At 75.8% G+C, this 13,255-nt stretch carries 11 protein-coding genes; 9 read left to right on the top strand and 2 right to left on the bottom strand.

Features of this window, described 5'->3' with window-relative positions:
* Nucleotides 1–7: 7 nt before the first annotated feature.
* Both JOD57_RS00945 and JOD57_RS00940 read left to right on the top strand, forming a co-directional pair.
* Nucleotides 8–1,240: an ABC transporter substrate-binding protein gene (locus tag JOD57_RS00945; RefSeq protein ID WP_239568014.1), complete on the top strand. Its 1,233-nt coding sequence runs from the start codon at nt 8–10 to the stop codon at nt 1,238–1,240.
* 148 nt (nt 1,241–1,388) lie between these two features.
* The gene (locus JOD57_RS00940) at nt 1,389–2,210 is read left to right on the top strand and encodes a competence protein CoiA family protein (RefSeq protein ID WP_204690171.1); all 822 of its coding nucleotides are present in this window, start codon (nt 1,389–1,391) and stop codon (nt 2,208–2,210) included.
* A 120-nt stretch (nt 2,211–2,330) separates the two neighbouring features.
* Here JOD57_RS00940 and JOD57_RS00935 read toward each other — a convergent pair whose 3' ends face one another.
* Nucleotides 2,331–2,651 carry a hypothetical protein gene (locus JOD57_RS00935; protein ID WP_204690170.1) on the bottom strand — a complete coding sequence of 107 codons (321 nt, stop codon included), beginning with the start codon at nt 2,649–2,651 and terminating at the stop codon, nt 2,331–2,333.
* A 170-nt stretch (nt 2,652–2,821) separates the two neighbouring features.
* On the opposite strand from JOD57_RS00935, the gene JOD57_RS00930 reads away from it, so the two are divergent.
* Genes JOD57_RS00930 through cydC form a run of 4 tightly spaced genes read left to right on the top strand, consistent with a single transcriptional unit; the run spans nt 2,822 to nt 8,568 of the window.
* Complete coding sequence (locus tag JOD57_RS00930; protein WP_204690169.1) at nt 2,822–4,246, top strand: cytochrome ubiquinol oxidase subunit I; 1,425 nt, start codon at nt 2,822–2,824, stop codon at nt 4,244–4,246.
* A 2-nt stretch (nt 4,247–4,248) separates the two neighbouring features.
* A complete protein-coding gene (gene cydB / locus JOD57_RS00925) occupies nt 4,249–5,283 on the top strand; it encodes a cytochrome d ubiquinol oxidase subunit II (protein WP_204690168.1) in 1,035 nt (344 codons plus the stop codon).
* Nucleotides 5,284–5,299: 16 nt separating this feature from the next.
* Nucleotides 5,300–6,958, top strand: coding sequence for a thiol reductant ABC exporter subunit CydD (gene cydD, locus JOD57_RS00920; RefSeq protein WP_204690167.1), 1,659 nt, complete (start codon nt 5,300–5,302; stop codon nt 6,956–6,958).
* On the top strand, nt 6,955–8,568 hold the full coding sequence (gene cydC / locus JOD57_RS00915) for a thiol reductant ABC exporter subunit CydC (RefSeq protein WP_204690166.1): 1,614 nt from the start codon (nt 6,955–6,957) through the stop codon (nt 8,566–8,568). Before cydD ends, cydC begins: the two co-directional genes overlap by 4 nt.
* Nucleotides 8,569–8,578: 10 nt before the next feature.
* Here the strand turns inward: cydC and JOD57_RS00910 are convergent, their stop codons facing one another.
* Complete coding sequence (locus tag JOD57_RS00910; protein ID WP_204690165.1) at nt 8,579–9,523, bottom strand: quinone oxidoreductase family protein; 945 nt, start codon at nt 9,521–9,523, stop codon at nt 8,579–8,581.
* Nucleotides 9,524–9,590: 67 nt separating this feature from the next.
* On the opposite strand from JOD57_RS00910, the gene JOD57_RS00905 reads away from it, so the two are divergent.
* From JOD57_RS00905 to amaB, 3 genes are all read left to right on the top strand, one after another.
* Complete coding sequence (locus JOD57_RS00905; protein ID WP_204690164.1) at nt 9,591–10,262, top strand: cysteine hydrolase family protein; 672 nt, start codon at nt 9,591–9,593, stop codon at nt 10,260–10,262.
* A gap of 215 nt (nt 10,263–10,477) precedes the next feature.
* Complete coding sequence (locus JOD57_RS00900; RefSeq protein WP_204690163.1) at nt 10,478–11,635, top strand: NAD(P)/FAD-dependent oxidoreductase; 1,158 nt, start codon at nt 10,478–10,480, stop codon at nt 11,633–11,635.
* Between the two features lie 81 nt (nt 11,636–11,716).
* Nucleotides 11,717–13,246 (top strand): L-piperidine-6-carboxylate dehydrogenase, encoded by a 1,530-nt coding sequence (gene amaB, locus JOD57_RS00895; RefSeq protein ID WP_204690162.1) that lies wholly within the window; start codon nt 11,717–11,719, stop codon nt 13,244–13,246.
* Nucleotides 13,247–13,255: the final 9 nt, after the last annotated feature.

The raw sequence follows: 13,255 nt of genomic DNA, 5'->3' as shown, positions 1-13,255 counted from the left end.
AGCAGGAATGCGTCTACGGGGGGCCACCGTCCTGGCCGCTGCCGTCGTCGTCGCGGTCAGCGGCTGCAGCACCAAGGCACCGGAGAGCGGCGGCGGCGGGGGAGGCGGAGGCGGTGAGGGGGACGTCACCACCGACGTCGGCATCGAGGGCACCACGATCCGGCTGGGCGTGCTCACCGACCTGACCGGCGTCTTCGCCGCGCTGGGCCAGGACATCACCAACGGCAACCAGCTCTACTGGCAGGACAACCAGGTCTGCGAGACCTACGACGTCGAGCTCGACGTCCAGGACACCACCTACGTGCCGCAGACGGGCGTGCAGCTCTACAGCGGGATGAAGGACAACATCCTGGCGATGCAGCAGACGATCGGCTCGCCGATCAACACCGCGCTCGCGCCGGAGTACGAGGCCGACCAGATCGTCAACTTCCCGTCGGCCTGGGCGCGGACGCTCACCGAGATCCCGGGTACCGGTGTCCTCGGCGCCACCTACGACGTGGAGCTGGCCAACGGCTACCAGTACCTGTTCGACCAGGGGCTGCTGGCCGACGGCGACACCGTCGGGCACATCTACTTCGAGGGCGAGTACGGGGAGAACGGCCTGGCCGGCACCCGCGCCGTCGCCGAGGCCCGGGGCCTGGAGGTGGTGGAGGCGCAGATCAAGTCCACCGACCAGGACATGTCGGCGCAGGTCACCCAGTTCGCCTCGGCGGGCGTGGACGCCATCGTCCTGACCGTCGCGCCCACGCAGACCGCCTCGGCGGCCGCGGTGGCGCAGGCCTCGGGCCTCGACGTGCCGATCCTGGGCAGCAACCCGGTCTTCGCGCCCGGCCTGCTGCAGGGCCCGACCGCGCAGTGGCTCAAGGACCACCTGTACGTCGCCTCGCCGATTACGGCGTGGGCGGCCCAGCCCGAGCTGCTCGAGCAGTACCAGGCCGCCTACCCGAACACCACGCCGAGCCTCGGCGCGATCTTCGGGTACGCCATGGGCGACGTCATGAACCAGGTGCTGACCGCGGCCTGCGAGAGCGGCGACCTCACCCGCGAGGGCGTCACCGCCGCGTTCGGGGAGCTGGCCGACATCGACACCGGTGGGCTGCTCGTGCCCATCGAGGGCTTCGAGACGGGGGTGTCGCCCAGCACGCAGAGCTTCGTCCTGCGGCCGGCCGACGTCCCCGGCGGTGCCGAGGTCGTCCAGGACGCCTTCGAGGGTGAGCTGGCCACCGACCTCGCCGGCTAGTCGAGGACCCCTGCAGGGACCGCACACCGGCGCCTCCTCCTCCGGGAGGGGGCGCCGGTCGTGCGTCCGGACCCGGACGGGGCCGGCGTGGCGCGGTCCTGTCGGTGTCCCCGCCTACGGTCCCGTGTGCCGAGCCGAGGAGGGATACGTGTCCACCGACCTGCTGTGGGCGGTCACCGACGGGCCGGCGGGGACCCGCGCCGTTCCCGTGCCGGAGGACCCGTCCGCCGCGCGCCGGCTCCAGCGGCACGACGACCTCTGGTGCGCGCGCCAGGCCGGCGGCTGCGGCGGGCGGCTCCTCCTGCGCACCGGTGCGGGGGCGCGGCCGCACCTGGAGCACGACGGCCCCGTGTCGTGCGCGTTCGCCGGCGGTGGGGGCCCCTCGGCGGAGCGCGCCTACGACCACCTGCGCTACCAGCACGTCCTGACGGCGTGGCTGTCCGGGCAGGGTCACCGCCCGCAGGTGCGCACGACCCGCCACCGGGACGGGAGCACGGACCTGCACCTCGTGGTGGACGACGCCCGCGAGGTCCTGGAGGTGGCGCTGGCGCCCGTGTCCGACGTCGCCTGGCGGCAGCGCGACGACCGGCTGCGTGCCCGGTTCCCGCACGTGACCTGGCTGTTCGGCCCCGCCGCCGCGGCCGCCGCGGACACCGAGGCGGCCGTGCGCGGCGTGTCCCTGGTACTCCGGCGTCACGGCGCCGATCTCGCGGTCGGCGTCCGGGACGACGCGGGCGGCACGCGCTGGGTCCGGCTCTCGGCCTGCTCGCTGACCGCCGACGGCTTCTCCGTGCCGGGCGCGGACGACGCCCGCACCCGGCACGCCCGGCGCTCCGCGGACCGCGAGGAGTCGGCCCGGCTCAGGGCGCGGCAGGCGACGCGGGAGCCGGGGCGGGGGGCGCGCGGTCGCCGGCCGGCCGCGGCGCGTCCGTGGACGGCGCTGCTGCCGCCGCTGCCCTTCCCCGGCTGACCCGGGCACGGGGCGCCCGGCCGGCGGTGTGTGCACGCGTCGCGGTCGCCGGCCCGCCGGGAGCGCGGGACGTGCACACTCCGCGCTCCCGGCCGGCCGGGCCGACGCCGCCGCCGCGGGTCAGGCGGCCAGCGGGTGGTGGTGGCAGCGGCCACCGGCGGCGGCCCGCGCGGCGCAGGGCGCACCGGCCTTCGTCCGGCCGCCGCTGTCCCCGCACCGGGCCGGGCCGGCCGGCCGGGCGGGGGCCGGCACCGGGACCGGCCGGGAGAACGGCAGGACGACGGCGTCGCGGTCGGTCCCGGTCACGGCGTCGGGGGAGCAGGCCGGAGCGGCGGCCGCCGGCGCGGGGGCGCGGTGGGCGGCGAGCCGGCGCAGGGCCGCCGAGGCGGTCATCCCGGCGGCGAAGGCGGCGAGGGCGGTGGCGACGGAGCTGGCACGCATGCCCCTCTCATCGGCACCTTCCGGGCCCGAGTGGAACGGCCCCGTCTGCCAGGGCTTTCACGGTGCCACCGGGCGCGGCGCGTGACACGCTGGCCTCCCGGACGCCCTCTTCCCCCGCACCAGCCCCGTGTCGTCACCGCGCGTCCGGCCACACGGAACGAGGCCGCCCCTTGGACGTCGTCGAGCTCTCGCGGTTCCAGTTCGCCTCGACGAGCATCTTCCACTTCTTCTTCGTCTCGCTGACCGTCGGACTGGCGTTCCTCATCGCGGTGATGGAGACGATCGCCTACGTCCGCGAGGACCGGCGCCACGTCTACGAGAAGATGACCAACTTCTTCGGTCACCTCTTCCTCATCAACTTCGCCGTGGGCGTGGTGACCGGGATCGTGCAGGAGTTCCAGTTCGGGATGAACTGGAGCGAGTACTCCGACTTCGTCGGCAACATCTTCGGCGTCCCGCTGGCGCTCGAGGTGCTCATGGCGTTCTTCCTCGAGAGCACCTTCATCGGGCTGTGGTGGTTCGGCAAGGACCGGCTCAAGCCCTGGATGCGGCTGGGCAGCATCTGGCTGGTCGCGATCGGCACGCAGATCAGCGCCTTCTGGATCGTGCTGGCCAACGCCTGGATGCACCACCCGGTCGGCTACGAGGTGGTCGAGGGCCAGGCCCGGTTGACCGACTTCGCCGCCGTCGTCTTCAACTACAAGGCCTGGCTCTACTTCTTCCACGTGCAGGGCAGCGCCTGGGTGGTCGCGGCGTTCTTCGTGCTCGGCATCAGCGCCTTCCACCTGCTGCGCCGCCAGGACGCCGACGTCTACTCCCGCTCGCTGCGGATCGGGCTGGTCTTCGCGGCCATCGGCACGGTGTTCTCCGTCGTCAGCGGGCACACCGCGGGCCAGGCCGCCCGCGAGGACCAGCCGATGAAGTTCGCGGCGATGGAGGCGCAGTGGGAGACGTCGGACTCGCCGGCGCCGTGGTCGCTGGTCGCCTTCATCGACGAGGACGCGCAGGAGAACTCGTTCAACATCGAGATCCCCATCGTCGGCTCGGTGCTGGCCTACAACAGCCTCGAGGGCCGCTACGAGGGCCTGATCCCGCTCAACGAGGAGTACCAGGAGCTCTACGGGGAGGGGGACTACATCCCTCCGGTCACCTGGGTCTACTGGTCGTTCCGGATCATGGTCGCCGTCGGCTCGCTGCTGCTGGCGACGGCGTTCCTCGGCCTGTTCCTGTGGTGGCGGCGCAAGGACGGGATCGACACCACCCGCTGGTTCCTCCGGGCGCTGGTGCTGTTCATCCCGCTGCCGTGGGTCGCCAACTTCACCGGATGGATCGTGACCGAGATGGGCCGCCAGCCGTTCATGGTCTACGGCCTGCTCACCGTCGAGGAGGGTGTCAGCGCCAACACCGCCGGCGAGGTGCTCGCCGGCCTGGTCGGGTTGTGGGCGGTGTACCTGGCGCTGATCGGGCTGGACGTCTACCTGCTGTCGGTGACCGCCCGCGCCGGGATCCACCGCAAGCCGGAGGCGCAGCTGGTGGCCGCGCCGGCGCCGGACTACGAGAGCGTCGGGCACCAGGGGTACGAGAGGAGGAACTGACGGTGGACCTCGTCACCCTCTGGTTCTGGCTGATCGCCTTCACCTTCACCCTCTACTTCTTCCTGGAGGGCTTCGACTTCGGCGTCGACATCCTGCGGCCCACGCTGGCCAGGACCGAGCCCGAGGAGCGGGCGCTCACCGGCACCATCGGGCCGTTCTGGGACGGCAACGAGGTGTGGGTGATCGCCGCCGCCGGGCTGATGTTCTCCACGTTCCCCGTCTGGTACGGCGCGGTCTTCAGCGGCATGTACCCGCTGTTCGTGCTGATCCTGCTGGCCCTGCTGCTGCGGGGCGTGGCCTTCGAGTACCGCAACCAGGTCGACAGCAAGCGGTGGCGCGACCTGTGGGACTGGATGTCCTTCGCCGGCAGCGTCATCCCCTCGTTCCTGTGGGGCGTGATCATGGCCAAGATCATCGAGGGGCTGCCGGTGGGCCGCGAGGGCCGCGTGCAGGGCGGGTTCGCCGAGATGTTCACGCCGTTCTCGATCGTCGGCGGGCTGTCGACGCTGCTGCTGTTCACCCTGCACGGCGCGAACTTCCTGCTGCTGCGCCTGCACAAGGACACCGTCCTCTACAACCGCGCCCGGACGGCGGCGCTGCGGTGGGGCGCGCTGGCCACGGTCGCGATCGTCGGCTTCGTCGTCATGGGCTACGTGACCGAGGACCTGTTCGAGGACTTCGGCATCCTCCCGTGGGTGTTCCCGGTGGGCGCGTTCCTGACGCTGGCCAGCATCTGGCTGGCGCTGTCGCGGCGCAGGGACACCCTGGCCTTCACCATGAGCGGCCTGACCGTCCTGTTCGCCACGGTCACGGTGTTCATCGCGCTGTTCACCCGCGGCGAGGTGCTGCCCTCGACCATCGACCCGGACTTCGGCCTGACGCTGGAGGAGACGGCGAGCCAGAACTACACGCTGGTCCTGATGACCTGGGTGGGCGGGATCTTCCTGCCGCTGATCATCGGCTACCAGATCTGGAACTACTACGTCTTCCGGGAGCGCGTCCGCCCCGACGAGGGCGCCCTCACCCACGGCTACTGAGGGACCACGGTCACTGATGGGCCACGGTCCCGCAGGACGCCTGCTCGCCCTCCCGGGCCCCCGCCGGCTGGCGCTCACCTGCGGCGTGCTCGGCCTGCTGACCTGGGCGCTGGTCGTCGTGCAGTGGGCGCTGGTGGCCGCCTTCGTCAGCGCGGTGGCCGCGGGGGAGGCCACGCCGGGCGCCCTGGCCGGCGCCCTCGCCGGGGCCCTGGCCGCCTGGCTGGCCCGCGCCGGCCTGCTCGCCGTCCGCGACCGGGCCGCCGCGCGGACCTCCGCGCGGGTCCGCCGGACGCTGCGGGCCGCGCTGCTGCGCCGGCTCCCCGCCCTCGGTCCCGCGGCCGTGGAGGGCGAGCGGGCCGGCGAGCTGGTCACCACCGTCACCGAGGGCGTCGGCAAGCTGGACGGCGTCGTCGGGCGGCTGCTGTCCGGCGGGGTGGCGGCGGCCGTCGTCCCGCCGCTGGTGGCCGCGACCGTGCTGGTGCTCGACCCGGCCAGCGGCGCGCTGCTGCTGCTCACCGGCCCGCTGGTGCTCCTCTTCCTCTGGCTGACCGGCACCTTCGCCGAGCGGGCGGCGCGCGCCTCGTGGGAGACGCTGGCCCGGCTCGGGTCGGCGCTGGTCGACACCCTCCGCGTGCTGCCGACGCTGGTCGCCTACGGCCGGGCGCGGACGACCACCGGGTGGCTGGCCGACGTCAGCGAGGCCCACCGCGCCAGCACGATGCGGCTGCTGCGCGCCGCCTTCCTGTCGGGCTTCGTGCTCGAGTTCGGCGCGGTGCTGTGCACGGCGCTGGTCGCGGTCACGGTGGGCGTGCGGCTCTTCGAGGGGGAGCTGACGCTGCAGCGCGCCCTGCTGGTGCTGCTGCTGACCCCGGAGTTCTTCGCGCCGCTGCGCGCGCTGGGCGCCGACCGGCACGCCAGCCTGGAGGGGCGGCCGGCCGCCGAGCGGGTGTTCGCGCTGCTGGACACCCCGGTGCCGGCCCGCGGCACCCGCGCCGTCCCGCCGGGCGTCCCCCACGTGCGGCTGCGGGGTGTCACCCTGCGCCACGGCGGGCGGGCCGCCCTCGCCGGGGTCGACCTCGACCTGCCGCCGCTGTCGCGGACCGCGCTGGTGGGGCCCAGCGGCGCGGGCAAGACCAGCCTCGTCCGGGTGCTGCTGGGCTTCGCCGTCCCCGACGAGGGCGCCGTGCTGGTCGGCGGCGTCCCGCTGGCCGACCTCGACCCGGACGCCTGGCGGGCCGCGGTGGCCTACGTGCCCGAGCGGCCGTGGCTGCTGCCGGGCACCGTCGCGGACAACGTGCGGCTCGGCCGCCCCGGCGCCGCCGACGCCGACGTCGAGGAGGCGCTGGCCCGCGCCCGGCTGCTCGACGTCGTCCGCCGGCTGCCGCAGGGCCTGCAGACCCCGCTCGGCGAGGACGCCGCCCGCCTCTCGGGCGGCGAGCGGCTGCGGCTGGCGCTGGCCCGCGCCTACGTCAAGGACGCCGCCCTGCTCGTCCTCGACGAGCCGACCGGTCAGCTCGACCCGCAGGGGGAGCGGGAGGTGCTCGCCGCGCTGGAGGACGTCGCCGTGGGGCGCACGGTCGTCACCGTCACCCACCGGAGCGCGCCGCTGGCACTGCACGACCGGGTGGTGCTCGTCGAGGACGGCGCGGTGCACGAGCCGGCGGTGCCCCGGTGAGGGAGGTGCTGGAGCTCGTCCGGCTCCCGCGGACGGCGCTCGCGGTGGCGCTGGGGTCGCTCACGGTGCTGTGCGGCGCGGCGCTGCTGGCCACCTCGGGCGCGCTCGTCACCGGCGCGGCGCAGCGGCCCACCACGCTGCTCACGCTCATGCCGCTGATCACCGGGGTCCGCCTGTTCGGCGTCTCCCGGGCCGCCGTGCGCTACGCCGAGCGGCTGGTCACCCACGACGTGACCCTCCGGATGGTGGCGGGGGTCCGCGCCCGGCTGCTGGAGCGGCTCACGCCCCTCGCGCCGGCCGCGCTCACCGGTGCCCGGGGCGGCGAGCTGCTGTCGCGGGTGCGGGCCGACGTCGACGAGCTGCAGGGCGTCGTCGCCCGCCTGCTCGTGCCCGCCGGCGTCGCCGTCCTCGCCGGCGGGGTGGCGGTCACCCTCACCGCCCTCGTGTCGCCGGCCACGGCCGCCGTCCTGGCGGGGCTGCTGCTCCTGCTCGGCGTCGGCGTGCCGGCCGCGGCCGCGCACCTGGGCCGGCGGGCGGCGGTGGCCGCCGCCCGCGCCGACGCCGACGTCGCGGCCGACACCCTCGACCTGGTGCGCGGCCTGGCCGACCACCTCAGCGGCGACGGCGGCGCCACGGCCCTGCGCGGCCTGGACGCCCACCTCGCCCGGCAGGAGGACGCCGAGCGGGCCGCGGCCCGCCTCGCCGCGCTGACGACGGCCTGCCGCGAGGGCGTCCCCGGCCTCGGCCTGGTCGCGGCGCTGTGGCTGGTCGGGCAGGACGTCGCGGCCGGGACGACCAGCCCGCTGCTGCTGGCCGCCTGCGCGCTCGGGGTGCTCGGGGCCTTCGAGGCGGTCGGCGGGCTGGGGGCGGCGTGGAGCACCGCCGGGGGGATCCGCGCCGCCGCCGGGCGGGTGCGCGCGCTCGGCGGGCTGCCGCCCGCGGTCACCGACCCGGACGCGCCGCTGCCGCTGCCGCCGGGGTCGGCGCTGCAGTTCGAGGGGGTCGCGCTCACCCACCCGGGGTCGGCGGCGCCCGCGCTCGCCGGCCTGGACCTCACCGTGCCCGACGGCGCCAAGGTGGCCCTGACCGGGCGCAGCGGGGCGGGCAAGAGCACCGTCCTCGCGCTCGTCCTGCGCTCCCGCGACCCCGACGCCGGCCGGGTCACGCTCGGCGGCACCGACCTGCGCCGGCTGTCCCTCGCCGCCGTCCGGTCCCGGCTGGCGTGGGCGCCGCAGGAGCCGCAGGTGCTCGCCGGCAGCCTGGCGGCGAACCTGCGCCTGGGCCGGCCCGGCGCGTCCGACGCCGAGCTGGCCGCCGCCCTCGGCGAGGTCGGCCTCGGTGCCCTGCTCGACTCCGTGGGGCTGGACGGCTGGCTCGGCGACGCCGGCGAGCGCCTGTCGGCCGGCGAGCGGGCCCGCGTGGGCCTGGCCCGGGCCCTGCTCGCCCCGGCCGACGTGCTGCTCCTCGACGAGCCGACCGCGCACCTCGACCCCGACCTCTCCGCCCGGGTGCTCGCCCTGCTGGCCGGGGACCGGCGGACCGTGCTGCTGGTCAGCCACGACGCGGCCGCCCTGGACGGGCGGTGGCGGGTCGTCCCCCTGGACGGGTGAGGGCGGCCGGTCAGGGGAGCAGCAGCACCTTGCCCGTGGTGCGGCGGCCCTCGAGGTCCTCGTGCGCCCGGCGGGCCTGCGCCAGCGGCAGGCGCGCGCCGATGCGGACGTCGAGGCGGCCGGCGGCCACCAGGTCGAGCACCGCGCCGGCCCGCTCGCGCAGCATCTCCGGGGTGCGCGTGTAGGTGGCCAGCGTGGGCCGCTGCACGTACAGCGAGCCGTGCGCGGCCAGCCGCTGCACCTCCAGCGGCTCGGGCTGCCCGCTGGCCGCGCCGTAGACGATCATCCGCCCGGTCGGCCGCAACGCCCGCAGCCCGTCGGCGAACGTCGTGCGCCCGACGCCGTCGTAGACCGCCGCGGCGCCCTCGCCGCCGGAGAGCTCGCGCACCCGCTCGGCGAAGCCGTCGTAGCCGACCACGACCTCGTCGGCGCCCGCGGCCCGCGCCAGCTCCGCCTTCTCCTCCGTCGAGGTCGTGGCCAGCACGTGCCCGCCGCGGTCACGCACCAGCTGGGTGAGCAGCAGCCCGACCCCGCCCGCGGCGCTGTGCACCACCACCCACTCGCCCTGGGCCACGGGGTGGGAGTCGGCGGCCAGGTACTGGGCGGTGCAGCCCTGCAGCAGCACGGCGGCGGCCACCTCCGAGCCCACGCCGTCCGGGACGGGCACCAGCGCGGCGCGCGGCGCGGCCACCCGGGCGGCGTAGCTGCCCGGGACGCCGAGCCAGGCGACCCGCTCCCCGGTCCCCACGACGCGGCCGGCACCCTCGGCGCCCAGGACCGCGGGCGGGTCGGCGGTGTAGGGCGGGCGGCCCTCCCGCTCGTAGACGTCGCGGAAGTTGACGCCGACGGCCTCGACGTCGACCAGCACCTCGCCGTCCCCGGGCTCGGGGTCGGGCACCTCGCGGACCGTGAGCACCTCGGGCCCGCCGGTGCGCTCGTAGACCACCGCCTGCACGTCGCCTCCCGGGATCGGCTGCACCCCGTGCCTACCACCGGGCCGGGGACCCCGCCGTGCGGGGCTGGTGCCCGCCGCCCGCGGCTGGGACGCTCCCGGCATGCAGCGGGCCTTCGGCGTGGACGTCCCGGAGACGGTGGCCGAGATGTGCCGCCCGGGGGCCGGGGCCGTCCTGGTCTACGACGCGCAGGTGGGCATCCTGGCCCACGTCCGGGACCGCGAGGGGCTCGTCGCGCGGATCGACGACGTGCTGCGCGCGGCCCGCGCCTCCGGCGTGCCCGTGTTCTACGTGCGGCACGTGTCGCTGCCGCCGTCGCACATGGGGGTCAGCGCGCTGCGCACGGCGATGGCCTGGCAGCGGACCGACCGGGCCGGGGCGGTCACCGCCGCCTTCCCGCCGGACGCCGAGCACACCCGCATCACCGGTGAGCTGGCCCCGGTCGACGGGGAGCCGGTGTTCGACAAGCTGGGGATGTCGGCGCTGGTCGGCACCCCGCTGGAGGCCGCGCTGCGCGACCGCGGCGTGACCACGCTGCTGCTGGTCGGCGCCGTCCTGGAGATCGGCATCGAGCCGACCGCCCGGCACGCCGCCGACCTCGGGTTCCTGCCGGTGGTGGTCGAGGACGCGTGCGGGGTGGTCGACGAGGACGCCGCCCGGCGCTCGCTGGCCGCCCTCGACTACAGCCTGCTCAGCCACCGCTGCACCGCCGCCGAGGCCGTCGCCGCCCTCGGCGGGTGACGCCCGCGGCCGGCCGGCCGGGCGTCCTGGTCATCGGTGGCATCCGCGGTGTGTGCACGTGCCGCGGCCCCGCGGGCCCCGCGGCCGCGGTGCGTGCCCAGGACGTGCACGCGGGGATCGTGTCCCGCCGCGGCGAGCCACGCCTCCGGGGCCTGGTGCGGCGGCGTGCGCACACCCAGGATGGAGACCCGTACCCGCCTTCCAGGAGGACCCCGATGAGCCAGCAGGTGCCGTCGTCCGCGTCGGTCGTGGTCGTCGGCGGGGGAGTGGTCGGCCTGGCGACGGCGTACGAGCTGGCCCGCGCCGGGGTCCGCGACGTCGTCTTGGTCGAGCGCGACGCCCTGGGCTCCGGGTCCACCTGCAAGGCCGCCGGCGGCGTCCGCGCGATGTTCTCCGACCCGGTCAACATCGCGCTCGGCGCCCGCAGCCTGGAGACCTTCCGCGACTTCCCCACGCGCTTCGGCCAGGAGATCGACTTCGCCCCGGTCGGGTACCTCTTCCTGCTCGGCACGCCGGAGGCGGTCACCGACTTCGCGGCCGCCGTCGCCCAGCAGAACGCCCTGGGCATCCCCAGCCGGATGGTCGACGTCGCCGAGGCCCGGCGGCTGTCCCCGCTGATCAGCCCCGAGGGCCTGCTGGCCGCCGCGTGGTCGCCGGCCGACGGCCACTGCACCCCCGAGTCGGTGGTCCTCGGCTACGCCTCGGCGGCCCGCCGCGCCGGCGCCACCGTCGTGCCGCACTGCGCGGCCACGGGCATCGACGTCGTCGACGGGCGGGTCACGGCCGTGCACACGCAGGCCGGGACCGTCCGCACCGGCGCCGTCGTCTGCGCCGCGGGGGCCTGGTCGGCGCAGGTCGGCGCGTGGGCCGGCGTGGACCTGCCCGTCACGCCCCTGCGCCGGCAGGTCCTGGTCACCGAGCCGGTGCCGGGGCTGGACCCGCACACGCCGTTCACCATCGACTTCGGCACCTCCTTCTACTTCCACCGGGAGGGGCAGGGCCTGCTCATGGGCATGTCCGACCCCGACGAGACCCCCGGCTTCCGGCTCACCCGCTCGGACGCGTGGCTGCCGCGGCTGGGCGAGGCGATCGAGCGGCGGGCCCCGGCGCTGGCCGGCGTCGGCGTGGCCAGCGGCTGGGCCGGGCTGTACGAGATGACGCCCGACCACAACGCGCTCATCGGGCGGGCGAGCGGGGTCGACACGTTCCTCTACGCCACCGGCTTCTCCGGGCACGGCTTCCTCATGGGGCCGGCCGTGGGGGAGGTGGTGCGCGACCTGTACCTGGGCGGGCAGCCGTTCGTCGACGTCGCCGCCCTCGACGTCCGCCGCTTCGCCGGCGCGGGCGCCCGGCCCGAGCTGAACATCGTGTGACGGGCCCCGTGCCCCTCACCACCCGCACACCCGCGGCGGCACCCCGCACGGGGCCGCCGGAGACCATGGAGGACCCCACCCGTGACCACCCTGCCCACCGCCGAGGAGCTCCAGACCCTGGCCCGTGACGCCGCCGGACGCTGCGGCGTCGACCTCGACGCGGTCGCCGGCGACCACCCGGTGACCTCGCCGGTCAACGGCGCACCGCTGGCCTCGGTCCGCTGGGCCGGCGCCGGGGACGTCGACGGCGTGGTCACCCGGGCCGGCGCGGCGTTCCGGACGTGGCGGACGACGCCGCCGCCGGTGCGCGGCCAGCTGGTGCGCCGCCTCGGCGAGCTGCTGCGCGAGCACAAGGCCGACCTCGCCACCCTGGTCAGCCTCGAGGTCGGCAAGATCACCTCCGAGGCGGCCGGTGAGGTCCAGGAGATGGTGGACGTCTGCGAGTTCGCCGTCGGGCTGTCCCGCCAGCTCTACGGCCGCACCATCAGCTCCGAGCGCCCGGGACACCGGCTCATGGAGACCTGGCACCCACTCGGCGTCGTCGGCGTCATCAGCGCCTTCAACTTCCCCGTCGCCGTCTGGTCGTGGAACACCGCGATCGCGCTGGTGTGCGGCGACCCGGTCGTGTGGAAGCCCTCGGAGCAGGCGCCGCTGTCGGCCCTGGCCGCCGCCGCGCTGCTGGACCGGGCGATCGCCGAGACCGGCGCCCCGGCCGACCTGAGCCAGGTCCTGCTCGGCGGCGCCGACGTCGGCGAGGCCCTGGTCGACCACCCCGGCATCGCCCTGCTCTCGGCCACCGGGTCGACCCGCATGGGCCGCGCGGTCGGGCCGCGGGTGGCCGACCGCTTCGGCCGGTCACTGCTCGAGCTCGGCGGCAACAACGCCGCGATCGTCACGCCGTCGGCCGACCTCGACCTCACGACCCGCGGCGTCGTCTTCTCCGCCGTGGGCACGGCCGGGCAGCGGTGCACCACGATGCGCCGGGTCATCGCCCACGTCGACGTCGTCGACGCGCTCGTCGAGCGGGTGGCCGCGGCCTACCGGAACCTGCCGATCGGCTCGCCGCTGGCCGAGGGCACGCTGGTCGGCCCGCTCGTCCACGACGCGGCGTACAAGGCGATGCAGGACGCGCTCGAGGCCGCCCGGCAGCAGGGCGGCGAGGTCGTCGCCGGCGGCGGGCGGCGGCTGGCCGAGGAGGCCCCCGACGCCTACTACGTCGAGCCGGCACTGGTGCGGATGCCCGGGCAGACCGAGATCGTGCGGCAGGAGACCTTCGCGCCGGTGCTCTACGTCATGACCTACCGGACGCTGGAGGAGGCCGTCGCGATGAACAACGACGTCCCCCAGGGCCTCTCGTCGAGCATCTTCACCTCCGACCAGGCCGAGGCCGAGCGCTTCCTGGCCGCCGACGGTTCCGACTGCGGGATCGCCAACGTCAACATCGGCACCTCCGGCGCGGAGATCGGCGGCGCCTTCGGCGGGGAGAAGCAGACCGGCGGCGGCCGCGAGTCCGGCTCGGACGCCTGGCGGGCGTACGTGCGGCGGGCCACCAACACGATCAACTACTCCGGCGAGCTGCCGCTGGCGCAGGGGGTGGAGTTCCCCATCTGACACGCCGGG

It is taken from the genome of Geodermatophilus bullaregiensis, from assembly GCF_016907675.1.
Lineage (GTDB): Bacteria > Actinomycetota > Actinomycetes > Mycobacteriales > Geodermatophilaceae > Geodermatophilus > Geodermatophilus bullaregiensis.
Note: the sequence above shows the minus strand (reverse complement) of the source record. Positions and strands in the feature narration are given on the sequence as shown.